We start from the raw sequence: 16,046 nt of genomic DNA, 5'->3' as shown, positions 1-16,046 counted from the left end.
AGAACGTTTTCTATATGGGAACGTTCTTTTTCTTTTAAAAGAAGAAAAATTCTGTTTTAAACGTAAAATTCATTTCCTTTTTATGGGGGTAGGGCGTATAATGAAAGGTGTGAATGGCTATTCATTTTCTGATAGGGGGACTATTATATGAATTTATCAACTCGCTTTAATGAAACAGCGGTGAAATACGCTGACAAAGACGCTTATATTTTCATGGATCAAGGAACAACGTATCGTGAACTCGATGCACAGATTACACGTTTCGCAGCAGGACTTCAGCAACTCGGTTTGAAAAAAGGGGATCATATCGCATTGCTTTTAGGAAATTCACCGCATTTTATTATCGGTTTATACGGTGCATTTCGAGCAGGTGTTACAGTTATTCCGATTAATCCAATTTACACGGCAGATGAGATTTCATACATTGTACGCGATGCAGATGTGAAATTAATTGTGGCACTCGACAAAGTCGTACCAGTTATTGAAAAAATCGTTGCCGAATCGCCCGATTTACAAGTAGAGAAATTTATTATTTGTGAAACATCAGAAGACGTAACGTGGACAAAGAGTAAGTTGATGCCGAAATTCGTTCCGTTTATGCATTTTATGAAAAATGATTTTTCTGTGGAAGAAACGGATGCACAAGGGGAAGATATTGCTATTATTTTGTACACGTCTGGAACGACGGGTAAACCAAAAGGCGTGATGCTTTCACATGATAATTTATATGCGAATGCACGAGATGTCGGAAAGTATTTAGGAATTACGAATAATGACCGGGTCGTAACGACGCTTCCGATGTTCCACGTATTTTGTTTAACGGTAGCAACGAATGCACCGCTTATTAGTGGGGGAACATTACTCATTATTCCACAGTTTAGCCCAGCAGAAGTGACACGAATCATTAAGAAATACGAGGCAACGATGTTTGCGGGTGTGCCGACGATGTTTAATTTCTTGTATCAATATCCAGGTGCGACAAAAGAAGATATGCAATCTGTTCGTTTATGGATTTCTGGAGGTTCTTCATTACCAGTTGCATTATTGCACGATTTTGAAGCAAAATATGATGTGAAAATTAGTGAAGGCTACGGTTTATCTGAAGCTGCACCGGTAACGTGTTTTAATCCAATTGATCGTCCGAATAAAGCAGGTTCTATTGGGTTATCTATTGTGAATGTAAAAAATAAAGTCGTCGATCCAGACGGCGTAGAAGTGCCAATCGGTCAAGTTGGGGAATTGATCGTCAAAGGTCCGAATGTTATGCAAGGGTATTATAAAATGCCAGAGGCGACAGCGGCTACGTTGAAAGATGGGTGGCTGTATACAGGCGATTTGGCACGTCAAGATGAGGAAGGCTATTTTTACATTGTCGATCGTAAAAAAGAAGTCATTATCGTTGGCGGCTTTAATGTTTATCCACGTGAAGTAGAGGAAGTATTGTATAATCATCCTGCGATTGCGGAAGCAGCAGCGGTCGGTGCACCAGATCCAGAACAAGGTGAAATCGTCGTAGCGTATGTCGTGAAAAATGATGATACATTATCGGAAGAAGACGTCATTGCCTTTAGTAAAGAACATTTGGCAAAATATAAAGTGCCACGTCGTGTCATTTTTTTAGAAGACTTACCGAAAAATACGACAGGTAAAATTTTGCGTAGAGAATTGCAAAAATTATAACAATTTAAACGAAACCGTTCTCGTAATACGAGGACGGTTTTGTTATGCTTAAAAAAGGAGTGTTAGTATACATATGAAATCAATTGATCCAGCATTACAACGAGAACGTGAAAATTATAAGTTAATGACAGGGGCTATTATTCCGAGACCTGTTGCTTTCGTTACGACTAAATCAAAAGAAGGAATCGTCAATGCGGCACCATTTAGCTACTTCAATATCGTTTCAGCGAATCCGCCGTTAATTAGTGTATCTGTTCAACGGAAAAGTGGGGAACTAAAAGATACAGCACGTAATATTTTGGCGACCAATGAGTTCGTCGTACATTTAACGAATGAGCAAAATGTAGAGGATATTAATCAGACAGCAGCAGCGCTACCATACAATGAAAGCGAATTAGAACGTACATCGTTCACGCTGACAGCGAGTGAAGCCATTGATGTACCAGCAATAAATGAAGCACCATTCCGAATGGAGTGTACGTTGCAAAAACATGTTACATTAGACGACTATAATAGTTTTGATTTATTTATAGGGAAAGTGGAACGCTTCCACATTGTAGAAGAAAGCTATTCAGAAGACAATGGTCATGTAGATGAAGGGGCATTGCAAGCAGTCAGTCGCTTAGCTGGTAACCATTATGCGAAATTAGGTGAGATTTTCACGTTAGAAAGACCGAAATAAAACAGTAGTTTTATTAGTTGAATAGACAAAAAAGGCAATCATAGCTCAAAGCTATGACTGCCTTTTACTTTTAATATGTTACGCTTCGTCAGAAAATACAGTAGACCATTCGTCACGTTTATTTAAAAATTGTTGTGCTAATTGCTTAGCACCTTCTAAATTATGACTTGCTGCCCACCCACATTGTACTTCGTTACAAGCAGGAACACTTGTTGCTTGCAACACATCTTGCATCGTTGCTTCCAAAATAGATAATACGTCTTCGTAATCGTTATGATTTATAAAAGAAACATAAAATCCAGTTTGACACCCCATCGGAGACCAGTCAATAATTTGATCGCTATGGTTTCGAATACGGTCAGCTGTTAAATGTTCTAAAGAATGGAGAGCAGGCATATCCATATGTTCTTTGTTCGGTTGTTTAAAACGAACATCATACTTCGTTACAACATCGCCGTTTGCACCGGTTTTCGTACCAGCAAGTCGCACGTATGGGGCTTTTACTTTCGTATGGTCTAAATCAAAACTTTCTACGTTTGTATGATCTTTTGTCATAGATTAGAACTCCTCTGCTTTTTCATAATGTATTCACATTGTAGCACTAATCACGACGAAATATTCTAAAAATTTAAAATATATTTACGCTTTAACAGGAATAAGTGATTGAATTTGATGTGCAAGTGCATACATACCATCGAAGCTATCCCCGATAAATTCTGTTTGAACGAATGCGGCGTTTAATTCTTCACATACTGCTTTACATTGTGTGCCAATTTCAAAATAAGATTCCATATCTGGAACGATTGAAAGTAATTCGCACGTTGCAAATGCGTTGAAACCGTTAGCTGCGTCCGCTTTAATCGCTTCTTTCACATCTGGACCGAGCCAGCCTTTTCTACCACTACGGTAAACGGCTTCAAAATGTTCTACACCGGCTGCAGTTGCTACTAATTGAGCGAAGTGCGTGAATGCTTCAACATACGGTTTGTTACGTGCTTCGTCTACTATTTGACTATGTACAGTAAAGAAGACTTTTTTCTTACTATCACGAGGTAAGAAGTCGTGTGCACGTTTTACTCTTTTTGCAAAGACATCAATGATTTGTGGTGCTGTGTAATAATTTTTAAGCGCTGTCACAGGGAAGTCTAGTATTTTTTCTGCTACTTCTTCGTGGAAACTTCCACCACCTGAAGCAGAGAAAATTGGATTTACAGTGACGGTAATAAATGATGTACAACCATCTGCTAAAGCTTGTGCAATCGCATCATCCGTAAACGGTGTCGTATGTTTGTATGCGACATACACTTTTACTTGCTCATCATTTTGCTCGTTTAGTAAAAATTCAAGCGCTTCGCGAATACGTGGTGTGTAAGCCGTAATCGGATCCGCTGTTTGCAAGTCTTTAAATTGTTGTAAAATGCCTTCCATCATCGGAGCTGGTGGCGTACGACCGATAATGTGAGAGAAATACGCCTCTACATCATCAATCGATTGCGGGGCACCGTAAGAATAAAATAAAACACCAATCATAAAAAAAGCCTCCTAAAATGTGTAATCACTTCATTATAAATGAAGTTGATAATCATTATCAATAAAAACTATAAATAGTTCAGAATGGAATATTCCTATTTATTTCAAATTATTAAGGAAATTTGAAATGTGTATGGCAGTTTGTTTCGTTTCTTCTTCAAAAATTCAATTTTACTATAGTAGCTATGAATGAGACCGGGCATTTCAATGCGTTTATGAACGACAGATGCTTCTTGTAATCGTTTAATAAAAGCAATGCCTTCATCAACGAGTACGTCGTATTGAGCAGCGACTAACAGCGTCGGAGGGAATCGTTCCATATGTTCGTAATGAAGCGGTGCAACGTACGGATGGTGACGTTTTTTTAAATCCGGTACGTAATGATCGAAAAACCAAGCCATACCAGCAGCATCTAGTCCGAGATTTTGACCGTAAGTTTCATAGCTCTCTTCTGTTAACGAAGCATTTACTACGGGATAAATTAAAGCAAGTGCTTTTAATGGGATTTGTTGTTCAGCTGCTAAAATCGCAAGTGCAGCTGCTAAATTACCACCTGCACTATCGCCACTAAGTGTGATGGCGTCTTTTTGGATGTGTAAAGCATCTGCGTGTTGAATGACCCATTGTAACGCATCAAAAGCATCATATAACGGTGTAGGAAAAGGGAATTCTGGTGCGAGACGATAATCGACACTGACGACGATTTGTTTCGACTGTGCGGTTAAATAGCGACAACCACCGTCTGCATATTCGGGACTTCCAAACACCCAACCGCCACCGTGTAAATATAAAATGACAGGGAAGGGACCAGAGCCATTTGGTTTGTATATACGCAAAGAAATTTCACCATCTTGCACAGGGATGATGATGTCCTCAATAGAAGTAATTCCTTTTACGCGTACTAGTTTGTCGGGGTGTAATTGACGGATGGCACGAGCTTCGCTAGGAGATTGCTCATAATATGGAATTCCTTCATGTGCTTGAATGTAGGCGATAGAACGATTACTTAACTGCATAAAATCCCTCCAAAGATCATTTTGTTTTTTCGTAGTGTATCATAAAATATACAATACCTACAAGTTAACTTGGTTTTTAAGGTAATAAAAACCCAATTTTTAAAAATTGAGTTATTGTAGAAGATATTATTTATTTGATTAATTGGCTAATTTCTTTAAATTTAGAATGTTTGGCATCTTTTAATGCGTTAAATAGGACGAGTTCATTATTCGCAATTTTTCCGCCAGCTTGTTGAATGAGTGCTAATCCGATATTTTGGCTTTCACTTGTTCGAGCGCTCGTTGCCTCAGCAATACACCATACGTCATAACCTGCTTCAAGTAATTGAATGGCGGTTTGATATACACAAATATGTGTTTCAATACCACATAAAATAATTTGTGGCTTTTGTTTGAATGTGCGAAGCGTCTGTTTAAATTCTTCATTTTCAAAAGCACTGAACGTCGTTTTGGCAATTGGTTGAATGTTAGGAAGCAGTTGTTGAATCTCTTTTGCTGTTGGACCAAGCCCTTTTGGATATTGTTCGAATAAAAAAATTGGCCATTCGACTACTTTTGCACCTTGTATAAGTTGTACCATTTTGTTCATGGAGCGTTCTGTGTCGTACATAACATCCATTATTTTTTGCTGTACATCAATAATAACTAAAATAGTATTCATAAAAAAACTCCTTTCCAAAATATAGCATAACTATATCATGGAAAAGAGTATTGGTCGTTAAATGAACAATATTATACGTTGAATATGGCGATTGATTGTTTCATAAAGTTTGCATTTGGAATGGCCATTACGACGGCATTCGCTACGTCATCTCTGCTAATTGATTTTGCGATTTCTGGTACGTCATCGTAACTTAGCGCATAGCGACGAAGGGGTTCTTCGTTCGTTAAACCCATCGGACGAATGATTGTATAATTTAAACCTGCCGCTTGAATCGCATCGATTGCCGCTTTATGGTCTACTAAATATACTTTCAAATAATTCATTACTTGTTGACCATGTTCTCCTTGAATTTCACCATCGACACCAGCAGATGCTGTATAAACAATACGTGAAACGCCGTGTTCGACCATTCCATCAACGATATTTTGTACCATTTTGGAAATAGGATTTTCAAGTTCGGTATCTTTCGGTGTACCGAGTGTTGAAATAACCATGTCTTGTCCTTTGATCGCATTCGCAACCGCTTCTTTATCAAAAGCGTCGCCTTGTACGATGTGTAAGTTTTCATGTTCGATTGTTACTTTTTCAGGAGAACGTACGAAAGCCGTTACTTCATACTCTTCTGATAGTGCTTGACGAACGGCATGTTGTCCTACACCGCCTGTTGCACCAAAAATAATTAATTTGTCCATATGTATGCACCTCCAAATTCGTTCTATTCTATTATGAAATGGATTTGAAAAAATGTAAACAAGGAAGTATTAGTCAGAATTGTTTAAATACTAAAAAAATGATTGACATTCTTTTTGAATAGTCTTAGAATTTAAACAATCTTACTAATACCGATTAGTTTACTAAGGATTATGTGATGAGGGGGATTTTTAATGGTGCAAATTTCAAAAGAGGAACGTTTAAAGGCGATTGAAAAAGCGATTGATGGGATTCAATTTGGAGAAGTACAAATTACGATTCAAGATGGGGTCATCGTTCAAATTAATCGTGTTGAGAAACAACGGTTTCAACAACAAAACAAAATAATGACAAGTATATATGCAATGAACATATAAATAGCTGACTAGACAACTAGAGGCACATTTGTAGCAGGTGGAATCATTCTATTTGCTATGAGTGTGTCTTTTATTTTGAGAGGTGAGAAGCATGACAGGAAAAGTTTATATCGTAGGAGCAGGGCCAGGAGATATCGAATTAATTACACTAAAAGGATTACGTGCGATTAAGGAAGCGGATGTTATTTTGTATGATCGTCTCATTAATCCTGAGTTACTTTCTTATTCAAAAGAAGGTGCCGAACATATTTTTTGTGGTAAATTACCGAATCGGCATGCGATGATTCAAGAACAAATTCACGAATCATTACTTAAGTATGCAAGGGAAGGAAAAGTAGTTACACGATTAAAAGGTGGCGATCCTTTCGTATTCGGAAGAGGGGCGGAAGAAGCGGAAGTGTTAGCAAAAGCGCATATCCCGTTCGAGATTGTTCCAGGTATCACATCTGGCATTGCAGCGCCTGCATATGCCGGCATTCCTGTAACGCATCGTGAATTGAGCAGTAGTTTTGCGATTGTAACAGGACATCGTCAACAAGGAAAAGATGATGATTTGAAATGGGGAGCACTAGCACAGCTAGATACGTTAGCGATTTATATGGGCGTTCAAAATTTACCGTATATTTTAAATCAATTAAATAAATTTGGAAAAAATCCAAAAACGCCAGTCGCACTAATTCATTGGGGTACGTATGCGCATCAACAAACCGTTACAGGCACATTGGAAACGATTGAAGAAACCGTAAAAGAGCAAGAAATTAAAAATCCGAGCATGATTGTCGTAGGGGAAGTCGTTTCTTTACGTAATAAAATAGCTTGGTTTGAAGAAGCGAAACGTGCTGTTTACGTTTAAAAAGGAGGAGTACTCATGCAAGCAATTATTTATGTGGCACATGGCACGCGTATTCAAGAAGGGAATAAAGAAGCGGAGGCTTTCGTTCAGCGTGCAATAAAACGAGTAGACTGTTCGATTCAAAAGATTGCTTTTTTAGAAATAGCGAAGCCGTCAATTGAACAAATAGTTGCGGAATGTGTACGAGAAGGGGTTACGAATATCGTCATCGTACCACTTCTTCTTTTTAAAGCACAACATTTGAAAGAAGATATTCCATCTATTATTGGAACGTGTCAAAAAGTATATCCACACGTTACATTTACGATTGGACGAGAGTTTGGAATTGATCGTCGACTCATTACACAAGTGAATGAGCGTTTAACAGAAAGTGGCGAGAACGTCACAAGTCACTCGGAAATTCTCTTAATTGGAAGAGGCAGTAGTGATGAGGCAGCGATTAAAGCATTTCGAGAAGTAGCGACGAGATTAAAACTTTATTACGGCTTCCGAAAAGTATACGTTCGTTTTTTATATGGAAATGGACCGAAGTTTGAAGATTTCTTCGAAGAACAGCATGAACAAGTATTTGTCGTACCATATTTATTATTCCAAGGGCGACTACGCAATCATATTGAACAGACGATTGCACAAAATAAAGAACATAATATGGTCGTATGTAACAGCTTAGGTTATAGCGATAAAGTGTTAGAAGTATTAGTAGAACGCACACAGTGTGCTCAAAGTCGTGCGTTAAATAGACAGAATGAGGTGGCGAATTATGGCATTTCGAGTTGAGAATAGTCCATTTACAGAAAAGCAAGTCCAATTATTAAACGAATTGATTCCACATTTATCTTACGAGCAACGTCTATGGTTAAATGGTTATTTAAGCGCCAAAGAAGAACAAATTGAACAGACGATTCAACCGACGACAGAGTATGTCATACCTACTGCAAAAGAAGTTACGACAGCAACGATTTTGTATGCATCTCAAACGGGGAATAGCCAGAAGTTAGCGGAGTCGTTTGCGGCGCAGCTCGCTGCACAAGATGTCGACGTACAAGTAGCGTCTATGAGCAGTTTTAAGCCCCAACAGCTGAAAAAATTAAGCAATTTATTAATCGTTGCGAGTACACACGGTGAAGGAGAAGCACCTGATAACGGGATTACGTTCCATGAATTTTTACATAGTAAGCGTGCACCAAAATTAACGAATCTACATTATGCCGTATTAGCACTTGGTGATAGTTCGTATGAATTTTTCTGCCAAACAGGTATTGATTTTGATGAAAGATTACGTGAATTGGGCGCAACAGCGCTTATTCCACGTGTAGATTGTGATTTAGATTATGAAGAAGCAGCTGCAGCCTGGTTCCAAGACGTTCGAGAAAAATTGTTACCAACTACGCAAGCAACAACTGCCATTGTAGAAACGGAAACGTCTGTCTATTCGAAATCGAATCCATTTCAAGCGGAAGTAATCGAAAAAATTAATTTGAATATGGATGGCTCGAATAAAGAAACGTACCATATTGAATTGTCACTCGAAAATTCAAATTTGACGTATGCACCAGGTGATAGTTTAGGAATCATTCCACACAATGATCCGAAAATCGTAGCACAGTTACTTCAGTTGCTTCAACTAGATGCAAATGAGAAAGTTCAAGTGAAAAATGTATCTTATACGTTAGAAAAGGCATTAACGGATGTATTAGAAGTGACGGTTATTTCAAAACCGTTACTTCAAAAAATAGAAGCGTATGCAGAAGAAAGTATTCTCGATCGTATTGAAGAACCTTTTGCTACGTACAAATACGGAAAAGACTTATTAGACGTTTTAGAACAATTTGGGCCATTCTCATGGACAGCCCAACAATTCATTGATGTATTAAGACCAATTCCCGCTCGACTGTACAGCATTGCATCAAGTTTACAAGCGAATGAAGAGGAAGTGCATTTGACGATTGGGAAAGTGGCATACGAATCAAATGGTCGACAACGTCTCGGCGTAGCATCTGGTGAAATAGCAGAACGGATTGAGGTAGGAGATACCGTTTCTGTATTCGTTCAAGAGAATGAAAACTTTAAATTGCCGGTAGATGATACGACGCCAATTATTATGATTGGTGCAGGTACTGGGATTGCGCCATTCCGTTCATTTGTTGAAGAACGAGCAGAACGGAATGCGGAAGGGAAAAGTTGGTTATTTTTTGGCGAACAACATTTCATGCTCGATTTCTTATATCAAATAGAGTGGCTTGATTGGTTGAAACAAGGTGATTTAACGAAAATGGACGTTGCTTTTTCTCGCGACCAAGAAGAGAAAATTTATGTTCAACATAAATTACGTGAACATGGAGAAGAAGTGTATGAATGGCTAGAGCAAGGAGCGGTCATTTACGTTTGTGGCGATGAAAAAACGATGGCAAAAGACGTTCATGAAGCATTACGTGACATTGTAATAACGTACGGACAAAAAACGGCTGAAGAAGCAGATGAAATTCTCCGACAGTATCAACAGAAAAAACAATATCAACGAGACGTTTATTAATTGAGGGGGATGGAGCAATGACAAAGTATGAAGAAACACCGAAAAGAAGTGCGAATGAGATTTTCAAAGATGAAAGTAATTATTTACGCGGAACGATTGAACAATCGTTTAAAGAACCTCTTTCAGGCAAAATACCAGAAATGGATACCCAACTGATTAAATTCCACGGTAGTTACATGCAAGATAACCGAGACGATCGCCTAACACGTCAAAAGAAAAAATTAGAGCCATCTTATCAATTTATGGTTCGTGTTCGTACACCGGGAGGAACAGCAACACCTGCACAGTGGTTAATGATGGATAATGCAGCGAATACGATTGGCAATGGCACATTGAAAGTGACGACACGTCAAGCATTTCAAATTCATGGCATCGTGAAATGGAATGTGAAAAAATTCATGCAACAAATGAATGACGTGTTACTCGATTCACTTGCTGCATGTGGAGACGTGAACAGAAATGTTATGAACGGCGTGAATCCGAATCAATCGGAGTTACATGCAGAGATTTATGATTGGGCAACGAAACTTAGTGAACATTTATTACCGCATACACAAGCGTATCATGAGATTTGGTTAGACGGTGAGAAAGTGCAAGGAACACCAGCTGTTGCTGATGTCGAACCGATTTACGGGAAACATTATTTACCACGTAAATTTAAAATCGGTTTAGCTGTTCCACCGAGTAATGATGTCGACGTGTATTCACAAGACATTGGGATTATTGCAATCGTAAAAGAAGAACAATTAATCGGGTTTAATATCGCAGTCGGTGGCGGTATGGGTATGACGCACGGTGAAACGTCCACATACCCACAACTCGGACGTACAATTGGCTTCGTTACGCCGGATCAGCTAGTCGATGTCGCGGAAAAAATTGTAACGATTCAACGAGATTTTGGGAATCGTTCGGAACGTAAAAATGCACGGTTTAAATATACAATCGATAAATACGGGATTGAGTGGTTTAAAGAAGAGCTACACAAACGTTTAGGCTACGCGTTACAACCGATCAAAGAAGCGATTTTCACGAAGCGTGGAGATGAATATGGTTGGGTGAAAGGGAAAGATGGCAACTGGCATTTCACGATTTTTATCGAAAATGGACGTATTCAAGATACGAAAGAGTATCAATTAATGACAGGACTACGTGAAATTGCACAAGTACATACGGGTGAATTCCGTATGACGCCGAATCAAAATTTAATGATTGCGAACGTGACGCCACAAAAGAAAAGGACGATTCAAAAATTAATTGATGCATATCATTTAACGGATGGTGAACAGTATTCGGCGCTTCGTCGTAATGCGATTGCGTGTGTGTCTCTTCCTACATGCGGTCTTGCGATGGCTGAAGCGGAGCGCTACTTACCATCGCTCATTACGAAAATTGATGATTTATTAGAGCAAGAAGGTTTGCGAAATGAAGAGATTGTCATTCGTATGTCGGGCTGTCCGAATGGCTGTTCACGTGCAGCATTAGCTGAAATTGGTTTTATCGGAAAAGGTCCTGGTAAGTATAATATGTATTTAGGAGCATCTTTTATCGGAGATCGATTAAGTAAATTGTATTTAGAAAACATTGATGAAGCGGCTATTTTAAAGGAATTACAACAATTATTCCATCGCTATGCGACAGAGCGTCTTGAAAAAGAACATTTTGGAGATTTCGTCGTGCGTACAAACATTATTGAAGCGACGACAGATGGTACAAACTTCCATACATTAGCACATACGGTTTAACGATAAAATAAAAAGAGTAGAGAAACGGACGTAAAAATCTGAGACAACATAAAAAGAAAAAGACACTTTCAAGGGATCAAATCTTTGGAAGTGTTTTTTAATAGGCTAAATTGAAACATTCCGTGCTTGAGGAAAGCACCGTCAAATGCAAATTAAAAGAAGTGTCTTTTTCACTTTCGTAGGTTAGTTCTCAGATACTCCTCTCTTTCATAAACATTATTTCCCTAATAAAATAAAAAATGGCTATGAAAGGATAGTTTTTTTAAAAGGCGTATAATAAAGCTAAATAAATGACAGAAAGAAGCGATAAATATGTTAGCGACAAAAATTTTGATTGCTTACAATGGCACAGATTTAGCAGATCAAGCGGTGCAATTAGCGAAAAAAGTAGCGCAAGATGAAGCGCAAATTATTATTGACTTACTTTATATCGTCCAAACACCTTCTACACTCGTTCAAATTGCAGGAGCTTCTCAAGTTTGCGATAGCTCGATGGAGCAACTACAACATGACGGGGAAATTATTTTACAACAAGGAAAACAATTACTTTCAGATTTACCAAATAAAATAGAAACACATATAGCGCATGGAGATGCCACAACGGCAATTATTCAGCACATTGAAGATTCTCATATTGATTTACTCATTATGGGGAATAGAGGCTTAACGGGTGTGAAAGAAAAAATGTCGAGTGTTAGCCACCGAGTATTGCAACAGTCACCTATTCCAGTTTTAATGGCAAAATAACGTCAAGATGGGCAGTGTAACTGCTCATCTTTTTTCTTCTTCTGCGTGAGAATAGAGGTTAAATGATGACAAAAAGAGTTGAGCAAAAAGCGTAAAAAATATAGATGTAGACCGTTTTGTCCAGTTATATGAAATTATTTCCAAATCAACGTATACGAAGCGAAGTGCACAACTGTTAAAAAGTTTGATTGATGACATGAAACAACAGAAAATGATTTTACTTTATTCAAAAAACATGATCGAAAAGTTCATTTCGTTAATCAATTGTTTGGCAAGCAGCTTCTCCAAACAAGTCATCCATCGATCTCCTATAGTACATCGATTATTCAATACGGACAAAAAGAAGAAATCGTAGGTCATTTTTTAGACGGGCAAGTAGAACATTTTACGTTAGATAAGCTTCCTTTATTTCATACATATTTAAATGAAGGAACTGAAATTTTACAACAAGGTGTCGATTATTTAGATATATTTTTAGAGCATCACTTATTACAAAATTTCACATTGATTGACGTCGGTACGATAGAAACGTCAGAGAAATTCATGTACGTCTCTCCAAGTGCATTAAAGAGAGCAGACGATGTCGTGTGGTTGATTGATGACGAAGATGAACTAACAATCGGTGAAATTCGTTTAATTGAACGAATGAAACAAATGGGATTATCCCTACTTGCTATTACACAAAATGAACAAACGACGATTTCGTCTAATTTATTTCGAAATTGTTTAAATGAGAAAGAGGATACAGCGCTTTATTTGGAATTGTTAGACACGAAAACGTTTCAAAGGCAACATAAGAAAAAAACAATTGAACGTTTTATTCAATGGGTGGAACGATTTGAAATTGAAGTAAGTAATTTATTAAAAAGAGAACCATACATCGGTGCGTATACGCAGCTAATGACGATTGTAAAACATCCGGAATTAGAAAATAAAACACCGGTCGGGGATTTACAAACGGAAGTAATGCATACGATTAAACAGTACGAGTCCATTCAAACGTTGTATCAATTTGTCCAATTTATTCGTCACCATGCATTTATTACAGATGGAGACGTTCTTCGCTTTTCAACGATTGGTAGTCAGTATATAGAAGCTGTCCATCGTTATCGCGCTGTTGTAAAAGAGTATCAAAAGGAACTAATCGAACTTGAAACGATGCAACGTAAAATGAAAAGTAAACTTTTATTGCCTTTTTTACCGAAAGATCTCGATAAGAAAGTGGAAAGAGTAACAGCTGAATTAGTAGAAAAATATGAAGATATTCAAAATACGTTAAAGAAAATTGAGCGATTAGAAAAACAACTAACGCACGATCTTGAAAAAATAAATGAACGTTTATATCAAAATATACGTGCAGAAATGGCTCAGTATGAACTAAAAAATACAGTGCAAACATCTAAAAAATATATAAGACAAGACGTTTCACAGCAATCCAACGCTTGAAAGGGTTTGATTCAATTGTAGAAGCGAAAGACTTTTTACGACTATTTTTAGTGCAACTACAAGAAAATTCAAATCAGTTATTAGACGATAATATGTTGTTACGATTAGAAAAAGTGACGAAACGATTGAGCCTATTGCCATTAGATTATGAAAATTTATTAATCGACATTAATAAAATTCCGGACGTAGATACTGATCAGCACGTCGTTTCGGTACCAAGTATTATTAAAAACCAATTAACTTCTGAACAAATAATACTAGAAATTGATAAAAATATAGTTATTTAGATAAAAAATGAAAATAAGGAAAATAAACTATCTATTTTTCTTATTTATTTATAATTGAGTGAAAATTCCTATAAAATTAACTGTGAAATTAAGGTATTTTTCACATGAGAGCTTTCTTAATATCTTGTATAATAATACATATACTATGTGTAAAGAGGATGAGGTTATTGAAAAATAAAACGATTCGTAAAAAGAATCTAATCAAAACAGATTCTTCAAATCAATCAAATGTAGCCACTTCTTTCGCAGAACAAAAAACGGATGGGAAGCAACTTTTTCTGAGTGCATTCATTTTAGTGTATATTTTTTTAACACCTGTCATTATGGCCTTTTTTTTAGATGAAAAAACGTATATGCTTCAATTATCCGAGGCGATATCAATCGTTTGGTATTCACCACTTGCATTCGTTAGTTACGCCTTTATTTGTATAGCACTTGTTCTTTTCATTGATGGACTGAAAAATAAATATAAAAAAAGACAGTTGCACGTTTCAGAACCTATTGAGTCTATTGAAACACTACAAGTTACGTCGACGGCACCTGTTTTTGTTATGCAATCTTCTTTAAAAGGATGCACGACGGAACAAGCTATTGAAATGTTGAAAAAATTTTTACTAGAAAATGGTTTCATTAAAATCGAAGAATTAGATGCGGATGTGAGTTTTGGTATACAATTAGTCGCACGATCCAAAAGTGGCAAATTTGCTTTTATGATTGGTGGCTTAGCGTCTAAACTAACGATGACAGATATCGAAAAATTAGCCATTGGACGTGCTTATTTTGAGTGTGCCGACGCAATTTGTATAGCAACAGACAACGCGACGATGGATGCACAAAAAAAGCTGCAGATTTACACATTCCTTATTTAAATGGCGAGTACTTTACAGAAGAATTAAAAAAATATTTTTCAAAAACGAAAAAATTATTTGTATAATAAAAGACTCGAATCTAAGGAGATTCGAGCCTTTTTAGTTAGTTTACTTCGTTTGATTTTGGTTTGATTTTAAGACGAGAAGCATTGATAAGTCAAAAAGTAATAAGAAGAAAAAGGCGATTGCCCGAGCGAGTGGATAAGGGCCATCGTTTAAAAAGTAGGTTACGATGGCAACGAGTAAAAGTGCAAATAAACTATTTTGTGAGATAACATGTGGTTTTTTGAAACGAACGTAAAATAAAATAACGTATAAAATCATCGAGAAGATGTTGATATACCAAAAAATATTCATATGTAACTTCCTTTCACCTATAAAATAAATTAAATATATTCCTGTCAATCAATAAATATTGAACAGTGCATGACAATTTTAATATAAAATTAAAAAATGCAAAACTTTCATAAAAAAGTGAGAAAGTATGATAAAATATTGAACTTGTAAGAAGCATTTTGTTATACTACACCGAAAAAATTATATAACCGTCGTAAGACAGGACGTTATGTAACCCTCATAGATTTTCCTACAATGAATGAAATTCAGAGATGCACCAACTTTAAATAAATTGGGCGGCTTTAATTTAAGAAGTCGTTATTTTTGCATGGTAAAAACGAGGTAATGAGCTGTTTATACGTAGTGTTTTGTTTTAAAGGAGGTAACTTTCATAATGAATCACTGGCCAGAAGGTGTAGCACGCCCAGCAATCCGTGCGCTACATACTGCTGAACTATACTGTTTAGAAGATTTGCAACGAATTAGTGCAACTCATCTACAACGTCTTCATGGTATTGGTCCGAAAGCATTTAAAACACTTAAATCTGCTATGGATGAAAAAGGATACCGTTTCGTAGAAGAAGCATAAATAAA

Annotated in this window: 18 protein-coding genes; 12 read left to right on the top strand and 6 right to left on the bottom strand. The window is 37.0% G+C overall.

What is annotated here, in order from left to right:
* Positions 1 to 147: 147 nt before the first annotated feature.
* Positions 148 to 1,680, top strand: coding sequence for a long-chain-fatty-acid--CoA ligase (locus KSHG_RS05490; RefSeq protein ID WP_010303069.1), 1,533 nt, complete (start codon positions 148 to 150; stop codon positions 1,678 to 1,680).
* A 73-nt stretch (positions 1,681 to 1,753) separates the two neighbouring features.
* Positions 1,754 to 2,362, top strand: a complete 609-nt coding sequence (locus KSHG_RS05485; RefSeq protein WP_010303067.1) for a flavin reductase family protein — start codon at positions 1,754 to 1,756, stop codon at positions 2,360 to 2,362.
* Positions 2,363 to 2,440: 78 nt separating this feature from the next.
* On the opposite strand, the gene KSHG_RS05480 is transcribed toward KSHG_RS05485, so the two are convergent.
* The 5 genes from KSHG_RS05480 to KSHG_RS05460 all read right to left on the bottom strand — a co-directional run bounded on the left by KSHG_RS05480 (position 2,441) and on the right by KSHG_RS05460 (position 6,264).
* Positions 2,441 to 2,917, bottom strand: a complete 477-nt coding sequence (locus tag KSHG_RS05480; RefSeq protein ID WP_010303064.1) for an S-ribosylhomocysteine lyase — start codon at positions 2,915 to 2,917, stop codon at positions 2,441 to 2,443.
* An 84-nt stretch (positions 2,918 to 3,001) separates the two neighbouring features.
* Positions 3,002 to 3,892, bottom strand: a complete 891-nt coding sequence (locus KSHG_RS05475; protein WP_010303063.1) for a ferrochelatase — start codon at positions 3,890 to 3,892, stop codon at positions 3,002 to 3,004.
* A 104-nt stretch (positions 3,893 to 3,996) separates the two neighbouring features.
* Complete coding sequence (locus tag KSHG_RS16210) at positions 3,997 to 4,908, bottom strand: alpha/beta hydrolase (RefSeq protein ID WP_010303061.1); 912 nt, start codon at positions 4,906 to 4,908, stop codon at positions 3,997 to 3,999.
* Positions 4,909 to 5,038: 130 nt separating this feature from the next.
* Positions 5,039 to 5,569: an isochorismatase family protein gene (locus tag KSHG_RS05465; RefSeq protein WP_010303059.1), complete on the bottom strand. Its 531-nt coding sequence runs from the start codon at positions 5,567 to 5,569 to the stop codon at positions 5,039 to 5,041.
* A 71-nt stretch (positions 5,570 to 5,640) separates the two neighbouring features.
* Positions 5,641 to 6,264 (bottom strand): NAD(P)-dependent oxidoreductase, encoded by a 624-nt coding sequence (locus tag KSHG_RS05460; RefSeq protein ID WP_010303055.1) that lies wholly within the window; start codon positions 6,262 to 6,264, stop codon positions 5,641 to 5,643.
* A gap of 192 nt (positions 6,265 to 6,456) precedes the next feature.
* Between KSHG_RS05460 and KSHG_RS05455 the strand changes: the two genes are divergently transcribed.
* The 9 genes from KSHG_RS05455 (at position 6,457) to KSHG_RS05415 (ending at position 15,116) form a co-directional block, all read left to right on the top strand.
* A complete protein-coding gene (locus KSHG_RS05455; protein WP_010303051.1) occupies positions 6,457 to 6,639 on the top strand; it encodes a YezD family protein in 183 nt (60 codons plus the stop codon).
* A 91-nt stretch (positions 6,640 to 6,730) separates the two neighbouring features.
* Positions 6,731 to 7,492 carry a uroporphyrinogen-III C-methyltransferase gene (gene cobA, locus KSHG_RS05450; protein ID WP_010303046.1) on the top strand — a complete coding sequence of 254 codons (762 nt, stop codon included), beginning with the start codon at positions 6,731 to 6,733 and terminating at the stop codon, positions 7,490 to 7,492.
* A 15-nt stretch (positions 7,493 to 7,507) separates the two neighbouring features.
* Positions 7,508 to 8,269 (top strand): sirohydrochlorin chelatase, encoded by a 762-nt coding sequence (locus KSHG_RS05445; protein WP_010303041.1) that lies wholly within the window; start codon positions 7,508 to 7,510, stop codon positions 8,267 to 8,269.
* Positions 8,253 to 10,025, top strand: coding sequence for an assimilatory sulfite reductase (NADPH) flavoprotein subunit (locus KSHG_RS05440; RefSeq protein ID WP_010303036.1), 1,773 nt, complete (start codon positions 8,253 to 8,255; stop codon positions 10,023 to 10,025). The genes KSHG_RS05445 and KSHG_RS05440 overlap by 17 nt, the downstream gene beginning before the upstream one ends.
* Positions 10,026 to 10,042: 17 nt before the next feature.
* Positions 10,043 to 11,767: an assimilatory sulfite reductase (NADPH) hemoprotein subunit gene (gene cysI / locus KSHG_RS05435; protein ID WP_010303032.1), complete on the top strand. Its 1,725-nt coding sequence runs from the start codon at positions 10,043 to 10,045 to the stop codon at positions 11,765 to 11,767.
* A 312-nt stretch (positions 11,768 to 12,079) separates the two neighbouring features.
* Positions 12,080 to 12,514 (top strand): universal stress protein, encoded by a 435-nt coding sequence (locus tag KSHG_RS05430; RefSeq protein ID WP_010303015.1) that lies wholly within the window; start codon positions 12,080 to 12,082, stop codon positions 12,512 to 12,514.
* Positions 12,515 to 12,778: 264 nt separating this feature from the next.
* Complete coding sequence (locus KSHG_RS05425; RefSeq protein WP_010303013.1) at positions 12,779 to 13,960, top strand: hypothetical protein; 1,182 nt, start codon at positions 12,779 to 12,781, stop codon at positions 13,958 to 13,960.
* Positions 13,957 to 14,247, top strand: coding sequence for a hypothetical protein (locus KSHG_RS05420; protein ID WP_010303012.1), 291 nt, complete (start codon positions 13,957 to 13,959; stop codon positions 14,245 to 14,247). The genes KSHG_RS05425 and KSHG_RS05420 overlap by 4 nt, the downstream gene beginning before the upstream one ends.
* A 167-nt stretch (positions 14,248 to 14,414) precedes the next feature.
* Positions 14,415 to 15,116 (top strand): hypothetical protein, encoded by a 702-nt coding sequence (locus KSHG_RS05415; protein ID WP_010303011.1) that lies wholly within the window; start codon positions 14,415 to 14,417, stop codon positions 15,114 to 15,116.
* Between the two features lie 108 nt (positions 15,117 to 15,224).
* Here the strand turns inward: KSHG_RS05415 and KSHG_RS05410 are convergent, their stop codons facing one another.
* Entirely contained in the window at positions 15,225 to 15,473 is a 249-nt protein-coding gene (locus KSHG_RS05410) for a hypothetical protein (protein ID WP_010303010.1), read from the bottom strand.
* Between the two features lie 373 nt (positions 15,474 to 15,846).
* Here KSHG_RS05410 and KSHG_RS05405 point away from each other — a divergent pair, with 373 nt between their 5' ends.
* Positions 15,847 to 16,041, top strand: a complete 195-nt coding sequence (locus KSHG_RS05405; RefSeq protein ID WP_010303007.1) for a helix-hairpin-helix domain-containing protein — start codon at positions 15,847 to 15,849, stop codon at positions 16,039 to 16,041.
* The last annotated feature ends 5 nt before the right edge of the window (positions 16,042 to 16,046 follow it).

Origin of the sequence: Kurthia senegalensis, from assembly GCF_000285595.1 — a bacterium.
Classification (GTDB): Bacteria; Bacillota; Bacilli; order Bacillales_A; family Planococcaceae; genus Kurthia; species Kurthia senegalensis.
Note: the sequence above shows the minus strand (reverse complement) of the source record. Positions and strands in the feature narration are given on the sequence as shown.

What these genes read in the sequence shown, in the direction of transcription:
- KSHG_RS05490 (WP_010303069.1), top strand. Translation starts at nt 148, where the DNA reads ATGAATTTATCAACTCGCTTTAATGAAACAGCGGTGAAATACGCTGAC.
- KSHG_RS05485 (WP_010303067.1), top strand. Translation starts at nt 1,754, where the DNA reads ATGAAATCAATTGATCCAGCATTACAACGAGAACGTGAAAATTATAAG.
- KSHG_RS05480 (WP_010303064.1), bottom strand. Translation starts at nt 2,917, where the DNA reads ATGACAAAAGATCATACAAACGTAGAAAGTTTTGATTTAGACCATACG.
- KSHG_RS05475 (WP_010303063.1), bottom strand. Translation starts at nt 3,892, where the DNA reads ATGATTGGTGTTTTATTTTATTCTTACGGTGCCCCGCAATCGATTGAT.
- KSHG_RS16210 (WP_010303061.1), bottom strand. Translation starts at nt 4,908, where the DNA reads ATGCAGTTAAGTAATCGTTCTATCGCCTACATTCAAGCACATGAAGGA.
- KSHG_RS05465 (WP_010303059.1), bottom strand. Translation starts at nt 5,569, where the DNA reads ATGAATACTATTTTAGTTATTATTGATGTACAGCAAAAAATAATGGAT.
- KSHG_RS05460 (WP_010303055.1), bottom strand. Translation starts at nt 6,264, where the DNA reads ATGGACAAATTAATTATTTTTGGTGCAACAGGCGGTGTAGGACAACAT.
- KSHG_RS05455 (WP_010303051.1), top strand. Translation starts at nt 6,457, where the DNA reads ATGGTGCAAATTTCAAAAGAGGAACGTTTAAAGGCGATTGAAAAAGCG.
- cobA (WP_010303046.1), top strand. Translation starts at nt 6,731, where the DNA reads ATGACAGGAAAAGTTTATATCGTAGGAGCAGGGCCAGGAGATATCGAA.
- KSHG_RS05445 (WP_010303041.1), top strand. Translation starts at nt 7,508, where the DNA reads ATGCAAGCAATTATTTATGTGGCACATGGCACGCGTATTCAAGAAGGG.
- KSHG_RS05440 (WP_010303036.1), top strand. Translation starts at nt 8,253, where the DNA reads ATGGCATTTCGAGTTGAGAATAGTCCATTTACAGAAAAGCAAGTCCAA.
- cysI (WP_010303032.1), top strand. Translation starts at nt 10,043, where the DNA reads ATGACAAAGTATGAAGAAACACCGAAAAGAAGTGCGAATGAGATTTTC.
- KSHG_RS05430 (WP_010303015.1), top strand. Translation starts at nt 12,080, where the DNA reads ATGTTAGCGACAAAAATTTTGATTGCTTACAATGGCACAGATTTAGCA.
- KSHG_RS05410 (WP_010303010.1), bottom strand. Translation starts at nt 15,473, where the DNA reads ATGAATATTTTTTGGTATATCAACATCTTCTCGATGATTTTATACGTT.
- KSHG_RS05405 (WP_010303007.1), top strand. Translation starts at nt 15,847, where the DNA reads ATGAATCACTGGCCAGAAGGTGTAGCACGCCCAGCAATCCGTGCGCTA.